This window comes from Cupriavidus necator, assembly GCF_016127575.1.
Classification (GTDB): Bacteria; Pseudomonadota; Gammaproteobacteria; order Burkholderiales; family Burkholderiaceae; genus Cupriavidus; species Cupriavidus necator_D.
Genome location: NZ_CP066019.1, coordinates 2,542,176 through 2,563,432, shown reverse-complemented (window position 1 = coordinate 2,563,432; position 21,257 = coordinate 2,542,176). Strand labels below are relative to the sequence as shown.

The window sequence follows — 21,257 nt, the reverse complement described above, 5'->3', positions numbered from 1 at the left end:
GCCGCTCAGGCGTCGCCGTCCAGCATGAAGCGGTTGCGTCCCGCGCGCTTGGCCCGGTACATAGCGCTGTCGGCGCGGTGCAGCAGCGGCTCCAGCCGCGGCGCTTCCGGCACGGTCCAGACCGCGCCCACGCTGATGGTGACCACCGGCTGCACCGGCGTGCCGTTGTGCGCGATGCCGAGATCGCGCACAACGGCCACCATGCGGCGCGCCACGTCACGGGTCTCTTCACGCGTGGCGCCGGGCAGCACCGCCGCGAATTCCTCGCCGCCCAGCCGGGCGCAGAACTGCTCGCCGGAGAGCGTGCGGGCCAGGGCGCCGGCAATCTGCCGCAGGCAGTCGTCGCCGGCCACGTGGCCATGCAGGTCGTTGTATTGCTTGAACTGGTCCACATCCAGGATCAGCAGGCCCAGCGCCTGGCTGCGCTCGCACGCCCGGGTCACGGCCGCGATCGACTCGCGCTGGAAGTAGCGCCGGTTGCGGATGCCGGTCAGGGCGTCGATGTCCAGGTCGGCCTGCACCTGCCACAACTGCTCTTCGGTCTGGCCGAGCCGCGCGGTCAGGGCCAGCTCGCGCGACTGGAAGCGGCTGATGTCGCGCAAAAACAGCAGGCTGCCGATCTGCCTGCCGTCCAGGCGGGCGACACGCTCCACGGTAAGCTCGAAGGGCGCGCCCGGTGGCACGAAAGGCGTGGCCGCGAGGCTGGCAGTGTCGGCAGGCGAGTGCTGCAGCGCGGTTTCCCAGCCGGAGGGCAGTGGGTCGCCGCGGCGCAGGGCCGGCCAAAGCTGCGCGGCGGCCGGGTTGAATTCGACGATGGCGCCATGGCTGTCGACGATCACGCAGCCCTCGCTGAGGGCATCGAACACCTGCAGGCGGGCGTAGTGGCCGATATCGTCAAGGTGCGTGCGCAGCGCGCAGAACCAGACCAGCGCCGCCATCAGCGAGAACGTCGCCGGCGTCAGGTCCCCGCCCAGCGGCCCGGTCCAGCGGTTGAGGTAGGCGACATTGGCAACCAGGGGCAAGGCCAGGCCCGACGCCAGGATGGCGCGGCCCCGCCGCGACAAGGCCCCGTTGGGCACTTCGGCCGTCACCAGGAAATGCAGGCTCACCCCCAGCAGCAGGTACGACCAGGCCGCCACCGCGGCATAGCCGATGCCATGGTCGAACACCGCACCGGGCAGTACGCCGGGAGGCATCAGCGTGATGCGCGGCCAGATCAGCCGGTGGCGCTCGTTGGTGAAGACCATCACCACGGTGACCACGGCCACCAGCACGGGCAGCCACAGCCTGGACCAGGGCACCACATAGCGCGGGCGGCTCAGGTGCACCATCGCCACCAGCCAACCGATCGGCACGGCGACGATCCCGAGGTACTGGATCTTGGCCCACAGGATGCGCCCTTCCAGGTCCGTGGAGCTGATCTCGAGCAGGCGGCCGCCGCTCCAGGTCGCCGCGCCGAATGCCAGCACCAGGAACGCCTGGACGGTCGGATCGTCGCGCCGCGGCCAGGTGGCGATGGCCATGCCGATGCAGGCGACCACGGCGACGGTAAGCAGGAGAACCAGGGAATATGAGGGCATTGAAGGCGGAGCGCGTCCCGAGACCCGGGCGTTGGTTCCGGCGATCCGCGATCTCGTCAGCCAGCATGATACCGGGCTGCGCGGCTGGCTTGGCAGTGGGTGCGCCGATGCAACAGGTGGCAGGCAAGGGGTGCGCGCGCGCCACTACCTGGCGCCGGGCGAACCGATCGGGATGATCGCCGCGACGGCGCAAGGCGGGGGCGGCCGGGTCATGCCGGCCGCGGGGTTTCGCGGACCAGCCAGAAGGGGACGTCGGTGACGTCCTTTTGCATGTCTTGCCAGTCAGGCATCAGGCCCCGCGTCAGCAGGTGGCCCCAGCCATCGATCCACTTCTGCTGGGCCCGGGCGTACAGCTCCAGCATGGCCGATGCATAGTGCAGCGGGCCGCCGATCAGCGGCAGCTCGCAGGCAATCTCGCGCGCATAGAAGGCCTCTGGCTCCGGCGCGAGGATCGCGCCCATGGCATCGAACTGCAACTCCTCATACATGGTGCGGGCGAACTCCAGGTTGAGTTCGGCCATGCGGCGCCAGTTGTCCGCCAGGTCGGCCTGCATGGCCTCGACCTGCTGCGCGCCGGAGAAGAAGGTGGGAAACGGCCGGAAGCCGAGCGGCCAGAAGGTTTGCATTGCGGTCATCATCACGGGAATCTCCGGTGGTGGGCGTGCGCGCAGCGCGGCAGTTGCTGCACACGGCGATGCCGACATGTGGGCGGCACACCCGGACTAGCTTATGCGGTAATGGCGCGCATCGCCATGTCGGCATCCTGGCACCCGAGTGTGTCAGTCACTTGCACCCCAGCCGCCTGGCCAGCTTGTGCAGGTTGCTGGCATCGATACCCAGCTGGCGCGCTGCCTGCGCCCAATTGCCACCCTGGTCCTTCAATGCCTGTTCGATGCAGGCGCGCTGGGTTTGCTCGACCGCGTCGCGCAGGGTGATGCCTGCAGCAAGCGCCGGGGCGGCGAACGCGCTGGCCATGCCGGCGCCGGCATGGTGTGCCGCGGGCACTTCCAGTCCGTCGAGGTCGAGCAGTTCAGGCTCCAGCGTCACGATGTCATTGCGGCCCGCGCCACGGCTGACGGCACGCAGCGCCGCGCGGCTGATCACGTGTTCCAGCTCGCGCACGTTGCCGGGCCAGCGGTAGCTGCGCAGCGCATCCTGCGCACCGCCTGACAGCCGCAGGCTGCGCAGCCCCAGGCGCGCGCGGTTCAGCTCCAGGAAGCGCCCGGCCAGCAGCAGCACGTCGTTGCCGCGCTCGCGCAGCGGCGGGATCGGGATCGGGTAGACCGACAGGCGGTGGTACAGGTCGGCGCGGAACGAGCCGTCGCGCACATGCTCGCGCAGGTTGCGGTTGGTCGCGGCAATCACGCGCACGTTGACGCGGCGCGGGCGGTCCGAGCCCAGCCGCTGGATCTCGCCGTTCTGCAGCGTGCGCAGCAGCTTGGCCTGGATCGCCAGCGGCAGTTCGCCGACTTCATCGAGGAAGAGGGTGCCGCCGTCGGCGGCCTCGAAGCGTCCCGGGCGCTCGCCGGTCGCGCCCGAGAACGCGCCGCGCGCATGGCCGAACAGCTCGCTTTCAGCCAGCGACTCCGGCAGCGCCGCGCAGTTGACATGCACCAGCGGCTGCGCGCGCCGGCGCGACTGGCGGTGCAGCCGGTGCGCGAACAGCTCCTTGCCCACCCCGGTCTCGCCCAGCAGCAGTACCGGCAGGTCGGTATCGGCCACCACCTCCAGCTCATGCAGCAGGTTGGCGATGGCCTCGCTCTGGCCGATGATCTCGCCGCCGATGTCGCCATGCTGGGCCGTGCCTTCGTCGGCCTCGGGCGTGCCGCGTGCCAGCTGCAGCGCGCGGATCTCGCCTTCCAGCCGGGTGGTGCGGATGGCCGCTTCCACGATCACCGTCAGCCGCTGCAGCTCGGCCTGGGCCGCGGCATCGAAGGTGCCGATCGCCAGCGCATCCAGCGTCAGCGCGCCCCAGGGCTGGCCGTCCACGGCCAGGCTGGTGCCCATGCAGTCGTGCACCGGCAGCGGCTCGCCAACGTGCTCGTCGATCAGGCCGTCGTATGGGTCGGGCAGCATGCTGTCGTGATGGAAGCAGGTCACCCCGCGCCGCGCCAGGATCGCGGCCAGGCGCGGGTGCAGGCCGACCGCAAAGCGCCGGCCCAGCGCATCGCGCACAAGGCCATCGACCGCAACGGGGCGCAGGTGGTCTTCTTCCAGCCGCAGCAGCGCCACCGCGCCACAGCGGAAATGCGTGCGCAGCATGCTGACCAGCCGCTGCAGGCGCACCGCATGCGGCAGGTCGGTGACAAGGTCGGCCAGCAACTCGGGATACATCGCGCTCGGTAGCATGGTTAAAAATACCGTAAGGGTGATAAGTACCGCGAGAAGTATAGGGTATTAATTACCGTCAGTGTTTCAACCCATTGATCTGGATAGGTTTTTTTCAGGCACGCTCCTCGCGTAAGTCGTGCAGGCATAACTTACACATGGAGCAACCATCATGACCTTGCAGGACCACTCGCTTGGCCAACTGGCCCGCCTGATCCCTGGTGCCACCCGGATCTTCCACGGCTACGGGCTGGACTTCTGCTGCGGAGGCAAGCAGACCCTGCGCGACGCCGCGCAGCAAAAGGGTCTCGATGCGGCTGCCGTCGGCACCATCGACGCCCAACTGCGCGCGCTGCAGGACGAAGGGTCGTCGGCACAGGACTGGAACACGGCGGCGCCGGCCGAGCTGATCGAACATATCCTCACGCGCTTCCATGCGCGCCACCGCGAGCAGTTGCCCGAGCTGATCCGCCTGGCGCGGCGCGTCGAGCAGGTGCACGGTGACCGGCCCGATTGCCCGCTTGGCCTGGCCGACCACCTGAGCGAGATGCTGGGCGAGCTGGAAACGCATATGCAGAAGGAAGAGCAGGTGCTGTTCCCGATGTTGTCGCGCGGCCTGCATGCCGCCGCGGGCCGGCCGATCACGGTGATGCGCGCCGAGCATGACGACCACGGCGTGGCGTTGCAGCGGCTGGCGGCGCTGACCAACGACATCACGTTGCCGCGCGCGGCCTGCAATACCTGGCGCGCGCTCTACCTGGGCCTGCGCACGCTGCGCGAAGACCTGATGGAACACATCCACCTGGAAAACAACGTGCTGTTCGAGGTCGCCACCGCCGCCGCGCAAGCCACTGGCTGCGGTTGCTCGACGCACGCCTGAGCCCTCCCGCCACCATAACCAACGACTTCGCATCATGGGTTCCTACCGCAGACTCTGGTTCCTGCTGATCGCCGTGCTGGCGGTCACGTTCTCCCTGCTCGGCTACTACGGCGTCGAGGTGTACCGGCAGGCCCCGCCAATGCCGGCCAAGGTCGTCACGACCGAGGGCCGCACGCTCTTCACCGGTGAAGAGATCCTGGACGGCCAGACCGCCTGGCAATCCGTGGGCGGCATGCAGCTGGGCTCCATCTGGGGCCACGGCGCCTACCAGGCGCCGGACTGGACCGCCGACTGGCTGCACCGCGAACTGAGCGCGTGGCTGGAGCTGGCCGCGCAGGACGCCAACGGCCGGCCCTATGCGCAACTCGACGCGCCGGCGCAGGCCGCGCTGCGCGAGCAGCTGCGCACCGAGTACCGCGGCAATGCCACCGATCCGGCCACCAACGTGCTGACCGTGTCGAAGCGCCGCGCGCAGGCCATTGCCGACACCGCCGCCTACTACGACCAGCTCTTCTCCGACGCGCCGGCGCTGCACACCACGCGCGAGCACTACGCGATGAAGGAGAACACGCTGCCCAGCGCCGAGCGCCGCGAACAACTCACGCACTTCTTCTTCTGGACCGCGTGGGCCGCATCGACCGCGCGCCCGGGGCACGAAGCCACCTACACCAACAATTGGCCGCACGAGCCGCTGATCGGCAACCAGCCCACCAGCGAGAACGTGGTGTGGTCGGTAATCAGCGTGGTGGTGCTGCTGGCCGGGGTCGGCTTCCTGGTATGGGCATGGGCCTTCCTGCGCGGCAAGGAAGACGCGCCGCCGCAGGCGCCGGCACGCGATCCGCTGCTGGCCGTGGCGCTGACGCCGTCGCAGCGCGCGCTCGGCAAGTACCTGTTCCTGGTGGTGGCGTTATTCGTGTTCCAGGTGTTCCTGGGCGGCTTTACCGCGCACTACACCGTCGAAGGCCAGAAGTTCTACGGCATCGACGTCTCGCAGTGGTTCCCCTACGCACTGGTGCGCACCTGGCATATCCAGAGCGCGCTGTTCTGGATCGCCACCGGCTTCCTGGCCGCGGGCCTGTTCCTCGCGCCGCTGATCAACGGCGGCAAGGACCCGAAGTACCAGCGCCTGGGCGTCGAAGTCCTGTTCTGGGCACTGGTGGTCGTGGTGGTGGGATCGTTCACCGGCAACTACCTGGCGATCGCGCAGAAGCTGCCTGCCCACCTGAACTTCTGGCTGGGCCACCAGGGCTATGAGTATGTCGACCTGGGCCGGCTGTGGCAGATCGGCAAGTTCGCCGGCATCCTGATCTGGCTGGTGCTGATGATGCGCGGCATCCTGCCGGCGCTGCGCGCGCGCGGCACCGACCGCAACCTGCTGGCGCTGCTGACCTCGTCGGTGGTGGCAATCGGCCTGTTCTACGGCGCGGGCCTGGCCTACGGCGAACGCACCAGCCTGACGGTGATGGAGTACTGGCGCTGGTGGGTGGTGCACCTGTGGGTGGAAGGGTTCTTCGAAGTTTTTGCCACCACCGCGCTGGCCTTCATCTTCTCCACGCTGGGCCTGGTGTCGCGCCCGATGGCAACGGCCGCCAGCCTGGCCTCGGCCTCGCTGTTCATGCTGGGCGGGATTCCCGGCACCTTCCACCACCTGTACTTTGCCGGCACCACCACGCCCGTGATGGCAGTGGGCGCCGCCTTCAGCGCGCTGGAAGTGGTGCCGCTGATCGTGCTGGGCCATGAGGCCTGGGAGAACTGGAGCCTGAAGCGGCGCGCGCCGTGGATGGCAGACCTGAAGTGGCCGCTGATGTGCTTTGTCGCGGTGGCGTTCTGGAACATGCTGGGCGCCGGGGTGTTCGGCTTCATGATCAACCCGCCGATCGCGCTGTACTACATCCAGGGACAGAACACCACGCCAGTGCATGCCCATGCCGCGCTGTTCGGGGTGTACGGGTTCCTGGCGCTGGGCTTCACGCTGCTGGTGCTGCGCTACGTGCGCCCGGCCTACCGGCTCAGCCCAACGCTGATGAAGACCGCCTTCTGGGGGCTGAACCTCGGCCTGGTGCTGATGATCGGCACCAGCCTGCTGCCGATCGGCATCATCCAGTTCCTGGCCAGCGTCGAGCATGGCACCTGGTATGCGCGCAGCGAGGCCTTCATGCAGCAGCCCATCCTGCAGACCCTGCGCTGGGTGCGCACCTTCGGCGACGTGGTGTTTATCGTCGGCGCGGTGTCGTTTGCCTGGCAGGTGGTGCTGGGGCTGGCGAATCGTACGCCGCTGGCGGCGGATGCGGTGCCGGCAGGGATGAAGCCGGCGGCACGTTGAAAGATAGGGAGCGAGAGGCAGTGTTTGCCCGCCCGGGGTTCGGGGCGGGCTTTTTTATCCTGCCGATGCGTGGCGGCTCAACTGTTGCCAGCCTGCTGCGCCTCGGCCACGACTTCCCGGATGGCCTGCTCGAAAGCCTCCACCGGCTGCCCGCCGGTGACCAGGTAGCGGTTGTTGAAGATGATCGATGGCACCGACTGGATGCCCATGCGCTGGTACTCCTGGATTTCCGCGCGCACCGCATCGGCATAGTCATCGCTGTCCAGCACCTTGCGCGCCGCCGCGGCATCCAGGCCAACGGCCTGCGCGGCTTCGACCAGCACCTCGTGATTGCTCGGGTCCTTGCCATCGGCATGGTAAGCGCGCAGCAGCGCCAGCTTCAGCGGCAGCTGCTTGCCTTCCAGGCCCGCCCAATGCAGCAGCCGGTGGGCGTCGAAGGTGTTGTAGACATGGGTGCGCTCGCCAAACGGAAAGCCCACGCCGGCGCCGCGCTCGCGGATCATGGCCTGGGTCTCTGCGATCTGCGCCGGGGTGCGCCCGTACTTCCTGCCGAGATAGTCGACGATCGCCTCGCCCTCCGGGCGCATCCCCGGGTTGAGTTCAAACGGATGCACGACGATCTCGGCATCCACCGCATCGCCAAGGCGCTGCAACGCCAGTTGCAGTGAAGACAGGCCGATGGCGCACCAGGGGCAGGCAATGTCGGAGACGAAGTCGATCTTGATGGGTTGGGGCATGGCTACTCCTGGCATGGGCAGGGGTATGGCCCCGGCCCGGATCTGGAAATTGCCGACAGGGTAGCCTGACTGGCGAATCCTTGCAGGCGGGCGCCGCGGCCGTGGCCGTGGCGCCCGCCCCATACGAACCCGTCAGTCCCAGCGGCGCCCGTGGCCGTGGCCGTCATTGTGACCATGACGGTGTGCCCATTCGCGCTCGCGCCAGTCGCGGCGGTGGTCTCGATAGCCTTCGCGGTAGCCTTCCCGGTAGTAGCCCCGGTGGTAGTCGCTGCGATAGCCGCGGTCATAGTCATAGCGTACCGGGACCGGTGCCACCACGACGGGGCGCGGTGCCACCACTACCGGGCTGGGCGCATAGGCAACCGGAGCCGGCGCATACACCGGCGCAGGGGCATAGACCGGGGCTGGACGATAGACTGGCGCCGGCTGGGCCACCACCACGCCCGGCACGCCGATGCCGATATCGATATTCACACCGGCGTACGCCCCGGCGCTGGCCACCAGCATTGCACCACCTGCTACCGCCATTGCGATGATTCGTTTCATGGTTGCCTCCCAAGGGGCGTTGGACATGGGCTCACTGTAGGGGGCGGGCCTGTAATATGGGGCGCGCGAAGTGTTGCAAGTGTGACGTGGTGTAACCCCGCTGCAGGGCAGGGACGTCCTGGCTACGCCTGTATCATGCAACCTCGTTGCCGAAGCCCTTTCCTTCCCTAGCTGCTCCATGCGCCGTACCGCCTTTGTCCTGCTGGCCCTGGCCGCCTTCACCGCCGTCCCCACCGCAGCCACTGCCGCCGATATCCAGGCCGGCAAGGCACTCTTCGCCACGCGCTGCGCCTCGTGCCATCACGTCGGCCGCAACGCGCGCGCAGGCTTTGGCCCGCAGCTGAACGGCATCTTCGGCCGCGCCGCGGGCGGCACCAGCGATTTCCAGTATTCGGAGGCGATGCGCGCTTCAAAGGTGGTGTGGTCGCATGACACGCTGCGTGCCTTCATCCATTCGCCCGGCAAGGTCGTGCCTGGCACCAAGATGCGCTTCTGGGGGCTCAGTGACGACAAGCAGATCAGCGATCTGCTGGCTTACCTGCAGACATTGCAGTAGGCGGGAAATGCGGCCCCGGCCCTTCCCCGGCCAGCGCGTCATGCGGGTTCCGCAACGGGCACGCCTTCAACGACAGACACCCGCACCCGATACACCCATCCAGCTGGTCACGCAATTGCGTGAGCGTCCGGATCCGTTCATCCAGGTCATCGCGCCAGCTCGCCGACAGCCGGCGCCAGTCGGCCGCGGTGGGCGCACGCCCGTCCGGCAGCTTCTGCATGGCATCGGCGATCACCGCCAGCGGCAACCCCATGCGCTGCGCCACGCGGATCACGGCCAGGCGCCGCAGCACGGCACGCGCATAGCGGCGCTGGTTGCCGCCGCTGCGGGTGCTGGCGATCAGGCCACGCGATTCATAGAAATGCAGGGCGGATACGGCAATGCCCGTGCGCGCGGCGACTTCGCCGACGGAGAGCAGTTCTTCGGAAGGCGCGGCACGGCGCCGGCGCGGTGAGGGGGGCTTGTTCGCGGAGGCCATCGGCAGTGGAAGACACCAGTGGAACGGAGGAATGCCCATGCTAACACCAAGGCTGCGCTTGACCTCAATTTAGGTTGAGGTTTGATACTTGCGACTCCATTGTTCGCCACGCCTCAAATACAGAGCTGATGACCATGTTCCCGTTCTCGCCCTCATCCTTGCGTTCTCCTTCTATGCCCGCGCTGCCTTCAATGCCCACCATGCCGGTTGCCCGCCCCAATCCCTCGCTGAGCCTCATCAATCCCGAGGGCCTGTACGACCCGCGGCCCAACGGCTATTCGCATGTGGCCATGGTGGAAGGCCCGGCCCGCATCGTCTATATCGCGGGGCAGGGCGGTGAGGACGCGGCCGGCTGCCTGCCGCTCGATTTCCCGCGCCAGGTGGCACGCGCCATGCAGAACCTGCGCATCGCGCTGCAAGCGGCAGGCGCCGACGTGGGCGATGTGGCCAAGCTCACGGTGCTGGTGGTCGACCACTCGCACGACCGCCTGCGCACCTTCGGTGCGGCGCTGCGCGAGATGTGGGGCGACAAGCCAACGCCGGCCTGCACGCTGATCCCGGTGCCGCGGCTGGCGCTGGACAACATGCTGTTCGAGATCGAAGCGACGGCGGTGCTGCCGGGCTGAACGCAACTCAACGACTGCGTGATCGCCGAAGTGGCGCGCGTGGTCGGGCGCGAGCGGATGAAGGGCAGGATTGCCTGCTGCCGCAAAGCAGGGCCTGGGCTGCACCGCTGCGGCGCTTTGCCGCAGCAGCTGTCCCATCTTCAGCGCGGTGCGGCGCTGAAAGTCTTGTTGACGATCTTCCAGACGCCGTCGATCTCCAGCAGCGTCATGTAGTCGGTGAAGGTCACGCCCGGGTATTCAAGCACCACCTTGGCGACGCCCGCATTGCCCACCACATCGAACTGCGTGATAAAGCGCTTGCGCTGCGCCTCGTCTGCCGCGGGATGGCCGGGGCAGCGCGCCGAGGCGAATTCCTCGACCGTCAGCGAATGCAGCTTGCCATCACGGAACGAGACGATGCGCGCGTCGGCGGCAAACGCCTTGTACATGAACTCGGCCTTGCCGGTGATATGGCCCTGCAGGTAATCCTCGATCGGCGCGAGCGCGGCCACGTGGCGGGAAGTCAGGCCCGTTTCTGAATACGTCATGGTCTCCTCCAAAACTGGGGCGGCACCGGGTACCACCCCATGCCGCAGCGTTGAAAGAGCTGATTGTATTCCAGTTTTGTATGCAAACGTGCGAGGCAGCGCCGCTCAGACCGATGTGACGATGAGTTCACGCAGCCAACTATGCGCCGGATCGCGATGCACGCGCTCTGGCCACAACATCGACATCTCATAGCCCGGCACTTCGACTGGTGGTTCCACCACCTTCAGTCCCGGCACGCCGCGCACCAGCCGCTCGGGCAGCATCGCCACCAGATCGGTGCTGGCAACGGCCGACGTGACAAACAGGAAGTGGGGCACTGACAGCACCACACGCCGCTGCATGCCGGCCAGTACCAGCGCCTCGTCGGTGACGCCGTAGAAGCCGCCACCGTCCGGCGACACAATCACATGGTCGAGCGCGCAGAACTGCGCCAGCGTGGGCCGCCGCTTCAGCCGCGGATGGCCGGCGCGGCCCACCAGCACATAGCGCTCGGTAAACAGCGCACGCCGGTGCAGGCCCGGCGGCGAGCCATCGGTGGTATGGAAGGCCAGGTCCAGTTCGGCACGCTCGGCCTGCCGGGCGATGCGCGGCGGCACCATCTCGACCACGGCCAGGCGCGCGCCGGGCGCCGCCATGCGCAGCGCCTGCAGCGCCGGCAGCACGATGGTCGATTCGCCGTAGTCGGTCGCAGCCACGCGCCAGGTGTGGGTCGAGGCGGCGGGATCGAACGGCGTATCGGACGAGACCGCATGCTCCAGCGCGGCCAGCGCTTCGCGCAACGGTTCGCGCAGCGATTCCGCCTTGGCGGTGGGACGCATGCCGCGCGGGCCCGGCAACAGCAGCGGGTCACCGAAGTAATCGCGCAGCCTCGACAAGTGGACGCTGACCGAAGGCTGCGACAGGTGCAGCCGCTGCGCCGCGCGGGTCACGTTGTGCTCGGACAGCAGCACATCCAGCGTCACCAGCAGGTTCAGGTCCAGCCGTCTGAGATTATTCATGACAATACCTGGGATATTGGATATTCATTTCTAATATAGCTGACGACGGCCTATGCTGGGTTCACTCAATCATTGGAAGCCGCTGTCATGAACGTATTGCTTGTGTATGCCCACCCGGAACCGAGGTCGCTTAACGGCGCGATCCGCGACTTTGCCGTGCAGCGCTTGCGCGATGCCGGGCACCAGGTCCAGGTCTCGGACCTGTATGCGATGCAGTGGAAGGCCCAGCTCGACGGCGCCGACACCAAGGCGCAGCCGGGCAACGCACCCTTCCACCCGTCACTGGATTCCAAGCACGCCTTCGAGAACGGGCTGCAGAGCGATGACATTGCGCATGAGCAGGAAAAGCTGCGCTGGGCCGACGCCGTGATCCTGCAGTTCCCGCTGTGGTGGTTCTCGATGCCGGCCATCCTGAAGGGCTGGGTCGAGCGCGTCTATGCCTATGGTTTTGCCTACGGCGTGGGTGAGCACTCCGACGAGCGCTGGGGCGACCGCTATGGCGAGGGCAGCCTCGCCGGCAAGCGTGCCATGCTGATTGTCACGACCGGCGGCTGGGAGTCGCACTACAGCCCGCGCGGGATCAATGGCCCGATCGACGACATCCTGTTCCCGATCCATCACGGAATCCTGTACTACCCCGGGTCTGACGTGCTGCCGCCGTACCTGGTGTATCGGACCAGCAAGGTTGATGAGGCGCGCTTTGCGGGGATTCGCGAGGAATTGGGCCAGCGGCTGGATATGCTGGGGACGACCGCACCGATCCCCTTCCGGCGGCAGAACGCGGGGGACTACCGGATTCCGCAACTGACGCTGCGTGAGGAGGTTGAGCCGGGGGCAGTGGGGTTCGCGGCGCATGTGCAATAGGGCCCGCGACAACGCTATTCCCGGCATCGACTGCACAGGCTCGGCCACGACCCATTCTGAGGGCGGCGCTGCAATATAGCCGAACGACAAGCATCGCGACTGTGTGCCGCTGGAGTTGTTCAAGAGCGCGCTGTAGGACATGTCAAGAGCAAATGTAAACAATTGCCATAAACAAAGGAGTGGGCCGGATCGCTCGCGGTATCCTGGCGCGACCCAGCATGGACTCGATCCCCGGACTGGTATTAGAGAATTTAATTTCTGATCTTATTATTTATTTTCCGAATCTTCCGGTAGTTCTTGGGGAATATTCCCGCATGATCCGGAAAGTGGATTTGGTATGATGCGTGCGCCGGGATTCTTAGGGGCCTGTTCCAGCGCTCTCCCAAGTTTCGGTTCGCTGGTGGCCTTGGGTGAGTGCGTTGCACTCAAGCTTTGAGAGTAAGGAACGATTACATGCCAAAGACGATATCCGCAATCAGATTTTTGGGGTGCTGCTGATGTGCTCATCATGAGAGTAAAGAGTAGGCTGCAGTATGTTGAATAGTTCATCAATGAAACGATCAGTTCGCCGCTGCCTGATGTATGCGGCGCCTATGTTGCTGCTCATTGCAGTTGCTATGGTGGCCATTAATGCGCGCTTGGCTGCATGGGCCGGTCCCTTTGATCTTCCACGGGGACGTGATCCGATTATTGGTGACCTTGGCGGTGTGCCGGTTTCCGTCCCGCTGAACTACACCCACTTGGTGACCGAGTACGAAGGAGATCCGAGTGTATTTGATCCAGAGCGTCGCAACTGGAAGGCGCCGGTGCGCACCTTTGCTTCGAAGATCAATTCACTACCCCTGATGGTGCATCTGCCGGACTTTGCGCCGAGGACGGCGGCGAACGAGGCAAGTTACTACCGAGCGCAGAAGTCGATGGAGGGGCCAGAGGAATGGCTGCCGATTGGGGTGAGCGCCAATCAATCACTGAACGTACATAAAGAAAAGATGGTGCTAGGCAATCCCTACGATCAGCATGTCACAGTTAAGGGGCTTGCCAGGTTCCGCAATAGGCGATACGACCGGCAGCCCGAGACACGCTATGGACTAGCCGAGTACAGATCCGAAGAGATTGTGCGTTATCCGAGTGGTCCTGTTGTATCGAGGGATCGCCTGTTCTTCTTTACGAATGATGGCAAGGACGTGTCATTCATTGAATGCAACGCAAATGGGGAGCCGTTCGAGGAAAGTCCGCGCAATGTCTGCATCCATCGCTTTTCTCTCTATCCCTCAATGAAGGCCGAAGTGAATCTCCAATACGATGCCCGTACGTTGAGTCAGTGGATGGAATACGAACGTAAGGCACGTGAATTGATCCTAGGTTTCCGGGTGCAGCCCGGCGAGCCCGCCGCCACGCCTACTCTTCAACAGCGATAAGACGGTCTGCTCATGCCAAATCCGATATCTGCACGGTCGTTGAAAGATATTAGGTTTCAGCTTAACGCAGGCACGCTTACTCCGTCGCAAGTCTATAGCCGGCTCGAAGGCTACGGATACAAGTACTCAGGCTGGGCCGGTGGTGTGGCCGACGCCACTAGTATCGCCGGCGCCTCAGCGCTGACGTATATGCACAACACTGCCAAGGACCTGGGGAGGCCGTTGACTGGGGCGCAGGTTGAGAAGATTAAGCTGGACATGGCAAAAGGCTATCTTGATGCGCTGTATCAACAGACTATCGACGGTAGTCTGCCTGTCACACGTGACATCGATAGCAGGGAAGTCTGGAACTTTCACCGCCAGGTCTTCAAAGACAATGGTCTTCCCCCTTCCGCCTGGACCCTAGATACCCCCTTCCGCCTGATGGAGAAAATGGGTGGCCCGGCACAAGTCGAGCGGTTCTGGAGCATGCTGCGCGACACGGGTGGTGGTTACAGCGACGCACTTGCGGCCAACACCGCCACGCTGGCGTTCATGTACGGCGCATCGACCTCGCCTGATCCGGTGGTGCGCGCCATGGCAAGCGATTGGCTGGAAAAGGCACCGGGCATAGCGTCCGGGAAAGAGTTGCAGAATTTCATGGATGCTGTTGGTCGAATCGACCAGGCAGGCTTCTTCGAATCCATGGGAGTGGATGCAGCCAATACCTTGCGGGAAATTGGCAGTCATGTCCAAGATCAATTCAAGCAATTGCTCGATAGGTTGCCGTTCTCGGACGCCCGCGGCGCTATCGGTGTTGGCAATGCGCTAGCTGGGCTTGGTGGGGATCGCATTCAGCTTGCTGACCATAGTGGCACGCATTCCGATGCAGCTACGCCTACAGAGGAAATGCTTGCCGCTCAACATCAGGCTTTTGCTGAGCGGGCCGCCCACTGGCAAGGCACCATTGAGCATCTCTATGGCAGGGACGTTACCCTCTACACTCTCGGAGACGGCACACTAGTGCTGGTGGATGGGCAGCGCAATGTGCTTGCTACTGTGGCAACCGACGACGGTAATGTCCGCCTTACTGGCTTGCATGGTGAGATGGTCACTGTTAGCGCAGGCGGTGAGCTGGACCTGACAGGCCCAGCTATCGGTGGTCTGCCATTCGACGAGCATGATACGCGGCCTGACTCGCAGCCCACACCCGTGCCAGAGGCAATAAGCCCTGTGGACGCGCTTGGCAGCGTCCAAAGCATGCTGTCCCTGATCCAGGCAATCGAATCCGGCGACACGAAGGCGATTGTGGCCGCCAGCGCAGCGATGCTGATCAATCTGGATCGCCTCGGCAGCGGCAAACTTTTGCCCGATGGCGTCGGCGTCGGACTGAATGCCCTCGCTGCTGGCCTGAACCTGTTCAACGCCATTCAAGACGGCAACGGACTGGGCATCGCTGCTGCCAGTACCAACCTCGGCAGCCAGGCGGCAGCCATCTACGCCAACGCGCTCAAGGAACAAGGAATTGTTGCATTCCAGGCTGAGTCGGCATCCGCTGGCACTCTGCTGGATAGCGCTGCGACGACAGGGCAGATTGCTGGTGGGCTGGCGCTGGTCGCAAGCATTGTCACGCTGGTAATGGCCATCGAGGATGGCAATGAGTATCAGGTTGCCGGGGCGGCACTGAGTACCATCGCTGCGGGCATGACGGTGGCAGGCTATACCTCCTATTGCCCACCTGTTGCCTTCGCGGCTATCGCCGTGACAATGATCGGCTCAATGCTGTCCGCAAAGGATCTTCCGACGCTAGAAGGTGAAGCCACCGCTGTGTGGAATCCGGACGGCAGCATTCACGTGCTCAAGACCACCGATGCCGAGGACGGCGGCGCGACGCCTGCCAACATCCTGCAAAGCCTGATCGACGCCCTGCAGGTGTCGCTTGCCCAGCAGGTGGATGCCAACGGCAACCCACTTTACGCCATCATTCCACAGCGCCTGCCGACCATCGGCTATCTCTTCGATCCTGATGGGGCGCGCCTGAACGATAACGGCGGTCAGCTGTATCTCAAGTGGATCGACGACAACGGCCAGGAGCAGAGACGCTACTATGATGGCGCTGGTTTGCGCTATGACACCAGCCAGGCGACCATTGCGCAGCAGTTCATGCAGCAGGCGTTCGCTGCCATCGTCCCGGCCTGGGAAGCGGAATCGGTGCTCGCCCACATGCGCGAATCTGGCGTCGTCACTGCTCCGGCAACGGGCAGCATTGAAGAGAACCGGTCGCGAGCTGGCCTGCAACTGCACAGCCCGGATTGGCATGAGGCTAAGGCCGACGCAGGCATGCCTGAGGCAGACGCTGACGGCATCCGCCAGCATTTTACTGCGCTGACGGTCGACCTGAAGCCGGAACTGCCTGCAGGTGTGAACCCTGGCCGGATCGGCAAGAACGTCGATCTGGACGGCTACATCGAGCAGACGGACTGGGTGAACGCCAACCAGGGCATCCTCTCCATCGATGTGAACGGCGATGGCAGGATCGGGCAGAACGAGATCCTGACCAACGACCCGGATGCCTCCGCCGCCCATGCCCGCAACAGCGTGCAATGGCTCGATGTCAACCACGACGGCAAGCTGGACACTTCCGACCCGGCCTTTGCCGCCCTGGGCATCTGGCTGGACGTTAACCGCAACGGCCAGACCGATCAGGGCGAGTTCGCATCGTTCCTCGACCGGGGTATCGCCAGCCTGGATTTCACCAGCACGCCACCCGTCCTGCGCGCCGCCGATGGCAGCGTCATGATGGTCACCGAGCACCACCTGACAGCGGATGTGCGCGGCGACGCCTATCAGGTGGCGTTTGTGGACACGGACGGCGATGGCCGGCTCGATGCCTTTGCCGGCATGCTGCACGCGAAGGAAGGCGGCGAGACGGTCCTGAATGCCGTCGTCACTCATGATTACACGGGCGAAGCTGGCCATACCCATGGCGGCGTAGCCTTGGAAGACGCCAGCGCTGAGATGCAAGTTGCCGAAGGCGACAGTCGCATCAAAACCGCCAGCGACAAGCAGCACGAGCAGACGCTTGCCGAAGACGCGATCGTCGCTGGCGATGACCGCGTGGCTGATGGCGAGGGCACGACCCCGGTCGGGCGGGCTACTGCCACCCGTGTCGAGCCGGATGACAGCCGCCTGACCTCGAAGGACCCAAATCCCGGCAGGCCTGCGCAGCGTACTGACACGGTGCGCCCGGCGGACGGCCGTGTTACCAGCGCTCCGCCAGCTAGCCCAACTGATGCCTTCGCTGCGATCCGCGATCAGTGGATCAAGAGCAGCGACAGCCTGTTTGCGGGCACCGGCGCGCTGCTGGGTGTCGCGGCGGGTGCCGTGACCGGCGTTGCCAACGCGGCAGAAGGTGGCGGGCAGCCTGATGCGCCAGCCCCCGCTATCGATACAACCGGCAACAACACCATCAGCCGCCTGCCGGTGGAACTTGGAACGACGGTTGATTCGCCGGACCAGCCGCAACCGACTGTGGCTCAGCCGCCCTTTGTACAGGTGCCAGTCAACGCCTTGCCACCGGCGACGCGCCCGGTTGGCAGCGAGGCAACGCTCGGGTCGCCAGTCGAAGTCACTTTGGATCTGATCAGATCAGTGCCGGCGGTTGGTGTCAATTACGATGCCGCAAGTGACGATACGATCCTGACCACAACGCCCGGCCGCGTGGCAGCTGGGCCGAACGGCGAGGATATTCAGATCATCGCGCCGGACGTAGCCGATGAGCAGGTCGCAGGCATCGAGGACACGCGCTATGCCATCGATGCGGCAGTGCTGCTGGCCAACGATACCTCGCGCGACGTCCTGACCCAGCCACTGCGCCTGATCAACGTCTACGGCGGCGAGAATGGCACGGTGACCCTGACACTGCTGCCCGACGGCAGCCAGCGCATTGTGTTCACCCCTGACCCAGACTATTGGGGGCCGGCGCGTTTCCGCTACACCGTCGAGGATGAGTATGGCCTGCAGGCGACTGGCCGCGTCTACTTGGACATTGCGCCGGTCAATGATGCGCCGGTCACTGCCGGTGAAACGGCCGCTTTCGATGAAGATACCGGCCTGCTGTTCACCTCGGGACAGCTGCTTGCCAACGATTTCGATGTGGATACGCCCACCATCGGCGACGTGCTGAGCATCCTGCGTGTTTCGAATGCCACGCACGGCCTGGTGGCCCTCGATGCCCACGGCAACGTGCGCTTCCTGCCTGACCAGGATTACTTCGGGCCGGCCAGCTTTGTCTACTGGGTGTCGGATGGTAACGGCGGCTTGACGCCCGCTACCGTCAACCTCGAAATCCGCCCCGTCAATGACGTGCCGGTGGTGGCGGGTGAAACCGTCGCCACCGACGAGGACACCATACTGCTGATCGAGCAGGCGACGCTGCTGGCCAACGACTGGGACGTGGATAACCCCCACTCGGACCTGACCGTGTTCTCGGTGCGCAACGGCCAGCACGGCACGGTCGAGCTGACCCCCGAAGGACAGATCCGCTTCGTGCCGGAGCAGGACTTCTTCGGCACCGCGACCTTCTTCTACACCGTCTACGACGGCGCGGGCGGCTATACCGAGGCGATGGCCACGGTCGATCTGGCGCCGGTCAATGACGCGCCGATCGTGACTGGCGAGGACTTCCGTGGCAATGAGGACGAGGTAGCGGCCTTCACCGCGGCCAGCTTGCTTGCCAATGACCGGGACGTGGACGATGCGCAAGCCACGCTCACGCTGGTAGCGGTCGGCAACGCCCAGCACGGCGAAGTGCGTCTGAATGCCGACGGAGCCGTCACCTTTATCCCGGAAGCGGATTACTTCGGTGCCGCCAGCTTCGAATACACCGTGTCGGACCCGCACGGCGCCATCACCACCGGGCGGGTGGACATTGACTTGGCTCCCGTCAATGATGCTCCGCGGCTGCGCGACGATGTGATTGCGAGCAACGAGGACACCGCGCTGACCATAGATGTCGCCGCACTGCTTGCCAATGATACGGATGTGGACAACCCACCGGAGGCGCTTTCCATCACCCGCGTCAACGGCGCCACGCACGGTACCGTGTCGCTGAACCCGGACGGGACCATCCGTTTTGTGCCCGATCCAAATTTCTTTGGTGATGCCAGTTTCACGTATGAAGTGAGCGATGGCGTGGGGGGCGTCTCGACCGCGACGGCGACTATTCACGTGGCGCCAGTCAATGATGCGCCGATCGCCAATGACAATATCGTGGACGGACGCAGGGGCGTGGCCATTACGCTGACCGCGGCGGCCTTGTTGGCGGATGACTTCGACATCGACAACCCGCATGGCGATCTGCGCATTGTGGGCGTGTCCGGGGCCGAGCACGGCACTGTGCGACTGAATGCGGACGGCTCGGTGACCTTCCTGCCGGAGCCTGGCTTTGGCGGCTACCCGGGTGCACAAGGCCACTTCACCTACACCATCTCGGATGGTGTAGGCGGCTTTGCCATGGCGACCACGACCATCAACCTGGAGAAGATCAACACGACACCGGTCGCGGTTGATGATGGCTTCTCGGGCTATGAGAACACGCCGTTCGTCATCAATACGGCGCAATTTCTTGCCAATGACGCGGACCCGGATGGCGACGCGCTCGCAGTCACCCAGGTTGCCAATGCGCAGCACGGTACGGTCGAGATCCAGGCCGATGGCCAAGTCCGGTTCACGCCTGACCACGACTTCTATGGGCAAGCGTCCTTTCAGTACCTGGTGTCCGATCCCTACGGAGGGCAGACCTGGGCCACGGCCTTCCTGCATGTTGAGCATGTGAACAAGGCGCCGATCATCGAGTCCGTCGAGTATGGTCGCGCCATCTTTGGGTATTACGTCGGCCCGCCGGTCGTGGTGGGCAAGGCTGCTCCGGGTGCAGGTGCGGGCTCTGCCGGGCAGTATGTATACAGTGATGGCCCTGTCTTTCAGCCAGTCTATGACGAAGCACTGGCCTTGTCGCTGAACTTGCAAGGCCAACTGTTTGATGCCGGCGGGCGGCCTTATACACCATCGCACTATCAGAATGGCATGCTCAAGCCACTGGCACTAGACCAGATGGATGGCGACTACTTTTTCGCGGGGGCAAGCTATGAGTCAGATCGGGTTCTTGTCCCCGCCAATGATCCCCGAAGAGAAACGGGCCGGATCATTGCCTACGATCCAGATGGCGATACAGCGGCCATTGTCATATCGATTGTTCAGGCGCCGCAACACGGTTACGCCTATGCCAACACCTATCGGGAAACCGAATATGGCTTTGAACACTCAGGTGAGCTCGTCAGCCGCTATGCCAACTGGCAGTACGAGAGCCATGCGGGAGACCCTTACACCGGTACTGACGCCTTCACCATCCGTATTGCCGATGCTCAGGGGGCATTCATGGACGTGGTGATTAACGCTACCCACAAGGGCACCAATGCAAGTGGCGGCTACACGCCCCTCGTGATAGACCTGAATGGCAACGGCGTGGAGTTGCTAGCGGCGGATCAATCCAACGTCAGGGCCGACGCGAATCATGACGGCCAGCCTGAGCAAATCGGATGGGCCGCCGCGACCGACGGCGTACTAGGCTTCGATGCCGACGGCGACGGCAAGATCATTGTGGAAGAGACGCGCCTGACCAATTTCGCGCCCGGCACGAAGACAGACCTTGAGGCGCTGGCCACCTTCGACACCAATGGCGACGGCAGGATCAGCAAGGAAGACGCTGCCTGGAGCCAGTTCAAGGTAGTGCAGGACGTCAATGGCAATGGCGAGTTCAGCGAGGCCGAGCACAAGACACTGGATCAGGCTGGCATTGCCTCCATCGCACTCCAGCGACAGGGCGAGGCCCACCTCGATCATGGCAACGTCGTGTTCGGCACGGTGGAGGTCACGCACACCGATGGCAGCAAGAGTGAGGCCGCAGACGTGATGTTCGCTGGCAAGGATGTGCCGCTGCCCGGCTTCGCCCTGTACCTGGAAGAGGTCCAGCAGGGAATCGCGCCGAACGAGCCGATCGATGCTGCCTTTGCCGCCGACGCCGTGGCACAGCTGCTCGCCACCGCCGAGACGCCATCTTCAGCTTGTCCCTATCCGCCGCACAGCGCGGAAGCCGTGCAATGGAGTTGCCTCCAGTGGAACAAGCTGCTGACGACGGCCGATGGGTCTCAGGCCCCTGGCGGCTTTGTCCCTCCGCGTGAGGACACCCTTGCCGAAATGATGGACCGCGCCGCACAGGCCAGCGCGGTGGACTTGGGCATGGGCCAACCGTCATGACCTTGATATTCGGCATATGAAGGCCCGCAGTCACTGAGCCTGGCAATAAAAACTATCCCGCGGGGGAGAAACACGCCACCCGCCGGGAGCGCTTGATTTTTT

At 64.6% G+C, this 21,257-nt stretch carries 15 protein-coding genes; 7 read left to right on the top strand and 8 right to left on the bottom strand.

All coding sequences use genetic code 11. The annotated features are described in order from the left end of the window. Window positions 1–5: 5 nt before the first annotated feature. From I6H87_RS30485 to norR, 3 genes are all read right to left on the bottom strand, one after another. Window positions 6–1,580, bottom strand: coding sequence for a histidine kinase N-terminal 7TM domain-containing protein (locus tag I6H87_RS30485; RefSeq protein ID WP_011617791.1), 1,575 nt, complete (start codon window positions 1,578–1,580; stop codon window positions 6–8). Between the two features lie 209 nt (window positions 1,581–1,789). Continuing rightward, window positions 1,790–2,218 (bottom strand): polyhydroxyalkanoate granule-associated phasin, encoded by a 429-nt coding sequence (locus I6H87_RS30480; RefSeq protein WP_010810644.1) that lies wholly within the window; start codon window positions 2,216–2,218, stop codon window positions 1,790–1,792. A 145-nt stretch (window positions 2,219–2,363) separates the two neighbouring features. After that, the gene (norR, locus tag I6H87_RS30475; protein ID WP_011617790.1) at window positions 2,364–3,929 is read right to left on the bottom strand and encodes a nitric oxide reductase transcriptional regulator NorR; all 1,566 of its coding nucleotides are present in this window, start codon (window positions 3,927–3,929) and stop codon (window positions 2,364–2,366) included. 151 nt (window positions 3,930–4,080) lie between these two features. Between norR and ytfE the strand changes: the two genes are divergently transcribed. Next, complete coding sequence (gene ytfE / locus I6H87_RS30470) at window positions 4,081–4,788, top strand: iron-sulfur cluster repair protein YtfE (protein WP_010810642.1); 708 nt, start codon at window positions 4,081–4,083, stop codon at window positions 4,786–4,788. Between the two features lie 34 nt (window positions 4,789–4,822). Next, on the top strand, window positions 4,823–7,111 hold the full coding sequence (locus I6H87_RS30465) for a nitric-oxide reductase large subunit (protein ID WP_011617789.1): 2,289 nt from the start codon (window positions 4,823–4,825) through the stop codon (window positions 7,109–7,111). Between the two features lie 77 nt (window positions 7,112–7,188). On the opposite strand, the gene I6H87_RS30460 is transcribed toward I6H87_RS30465, so the two are convergent. Together I6H87_RS30460 and I6H87_RS30455 are read right to left on the bottom strand one after the other, a co-directional pair. Then, a complete protein-coding gene (locus I6H87_RS30460; protein ID WP_011617788.1) occupies window positions 7,189–7,848 on the bottom strand; it encodes a DsbA family oxidoreductase in 660 nt (219 codons plus the stop codon). Between the two features lie 132 nt (window positions 7,849–7,980). After that, complete coding sequence (locus tag I6H87_RS30455; protein ID WP_041688220.1) at window positions 7,981–8,394, bottom strand: hypothetical protein; 414 nt, start codon at window positions 8,392–8,394, stop codon at window positions 7,981–7,983. A 178-nt stretch (window positions 8,395–8,572) separates the two neighbouring features. On the opposite strand from I6H87_RS30455, the gene I6H87_RS30450 reads away from it, so the two are divergent. Next, the gene (locus tag I6H87_RS30450; RefSeq protein ID WP_011617786.1) at window positions 8,573–8,950 is read left to right on the top strand and encodes a c-type cytochrome; all 378 of its coding nucleotides are present in this window, start codon (window positions 8,573–8,575) and stop codon (window positions 8,948–8,950) included. Here the strand turns inward: I6H87_RS30450 and soxR are convergent. Next, on the bottom strand, window positions 8,913–9,428 hold the full coding sequence (soxR, locus tag I6H87_RS30445; RefSeq protein WP_010810823.1) for a redox-sensitive transcriptional activator SoxR: 516 nt from the start codon (window positions 9,426–9,428) through the stop codon (window positions 8,913–8,915). The genes I6H87_RS30450 and soxR overlap by 38 nt on opposite strands. Window positions 9,429–9,628: 200 nt before the next feature. Here soxR and I6H87_RS30440 point away from each other — a divergent pair, with 200 nt between their 5' ends. Then, window positions 9,629–10,054: a RidA family protein gene (locus I6H87_RS30440; protein ID WP_018315435.1), complete on the top strand. Its 426-nt coding sequence runs from the start codon at window positions 9,629–9,631 to the stop codon at window positions 10,052–10,054. Between the two features lie 140 nt (window positions 10,055–10,194). Here I6H87_RS30440 and I6H87_RS30435 read toward each other — a convergent pair whose 3' ends face one another. Both I6H87_RS30435 and I6H87_RS30430 read right to left on the bottom strand, forming a co-directional pair. Continuing rightward, a complete protein-coding gene (locus I6H87_RS30435) occupies window positions 10,195–10,581 on the bottom strand; it encodes a nuclear transport factor 2 family protein (protein ID WP_010810825.1) in 387 nt (128 codons plus the stop codon). A gap of 105 nt (window positions 10,582–10,686) precedes the next feature. Then, window positions 10,687–11,580, bottom strand: coding sequence for a LysR family transcriptional regulator (locus I6H87_RS30430; protein WP_010810826.1), 894 nt, complete (start codon window positions 11,578–11,580; stop codon window positions 10,687–10,689). Window positions 11,581–11,667: 87 nt separating this feature from the next. Between I6H87_RS30430 and I6H87_RS30425 the strand changes: the two genes are divergently transcribed. From I6H87_RS30425 to I6H87_RS30415, 3 genes are all read left to right on the top strand, one after another. Further along, entirely contained in the window at window positions 11,668–12,444 is a 777-nt protein-coding gene (locus I6H87_RS30425) for an NAD(P)H-dependent oxidoreductase (protein ID WP_011617783.1), read from the top strand. A gap of 551 nt (window positions 12,445–12,995) precedes the next feature. Continuing rightward, window positions 12,996–13,862 carry a hypothetical protein gene (locus tag I6H87_RS30420; RefSeq protein ID WP_136227886.1) on the top strand — a complete coding sequence of 289 codons (867 nt, stop codon included), beginning with the start codon at window positions 12,996–12,998 and terminating at the stop codon, window positions 13,860–13,862. Window positions 13,863–14,051: 189 nt separating this feature from the next. Continuing rightward, on the top strand, window positions 14,052–21,155 hold the full coding sequence (locus I6H87_RS30415; protein ID WP_136227885.1) for a tandem-95 repeat protein: 7,104 nt from the start codon (window positions 14,052–14,054) through the stop codon (window positions 21,153–21,155). The last annotated feature ends 102 nt before the right edge of the window (window positions 21,156–21,257 follow it).

Coding starts and splice junctions, on each gene's coding strand:
- I6H87_RS30485 (WP_011617791.1), bottom strand. CDS start 1,580: ATGCCCTCATATTCCCTGGTTCTCCTGCTTACCGTCGCCGTGGTCGCC.
- I6H87_RS30480 (WP_010810644.1), bottom strand. CDS start 2,218: ATGATGACCGCAATGCAAACCTTCTGGCCGCTCGGCTTCCGGCCGTTT.
- norR (WP_011617790.1), bottom strand. CDS start 3,929: ATGCTACCGAGCGCGATGTATCCCGAGTTGCTGGCCGACCTTGTCACC.
- ytfE (WP_010810642.1), top strand. CDS start 4,081: ATGACCTTGCAGGACCACTCGCTTGGCCAACTGGCCCGCCTGATCCCT.
- I6H87_RS30465 (WP_011617789.1), top strand. CDS start 4,823: ATGGGTTCCTACCGCAGACTCTGGTTCCTGCTGATCGCCGTGCTGGCG.
- I6H87_RS30460 (WP_011617788.1), bottom strand. CDS start 7,848: ATGCCCCAACCCATCAAGATCGACTTCGTCTCCGACATTGCCTGCCCC.
- I6H87_RS30455 (WP_041688220.1), bottom strand. CDS start 8,394: ATGAAACGAATCATCGCAATGGCGGTAGCAGGTGGTGCAATGCTGGTG.
- I6H87_RS30450 (WP_011617786.1), top strand. CDS start 8,573: ATGCGCCGTACCGCCTTTGTCCTGCTGGCCCTGGCCGCCTTCACCGCC.
- soxR (WP_010810823.1), bottom strand. CDS start 9,428: ATGGCCTCCGCGAACAAGCCCCCCTCACCGCGCCGGCGCCGTGCCGCG.
- I6H87_RS30440 (WP_018315435.1), top strand. CDS start 9,629: ATGCCGGTTGCCCGCCCCAATCCCTCGCTGAGCCTCATCAATCCCGAG.
- I6H87_RS30435 (WP_010810825.1), bottom strand. CDS start 10,581: ATGACGTATTCAGAAACGGGCCTGACTTCCCGCCACGTGGCCGCGCTC.
- I6H87_RS30430 (WP_010810826.1), bottom strand. CDS start 11,580: ATGAATAATCTCAGACGGCTGGACCTGAACCTGCTGGTGACGCTGGAT.
- I6H87_RS30425 (WP_011617783.1), top strand. CDS start 11,668: ATGAACGTATTGCTTGTGTATGCCCACCCGGAACCGAGGTCGCTTAAC.
- I6H87_RS30420 (WP_136227886.1), top strand. CDS start 12,996: ATGAAACGATCAGTTCGCCGCTGCCTGATGTATGCGGCGCCTATGTTG.
- I6H87_RS30415 (WP_136227885.1), top strand. CDS start 14,052: ATGCACAACACTGCCAAGGACCTGGGGAGGCCGTTGACTGGGGCGCAG.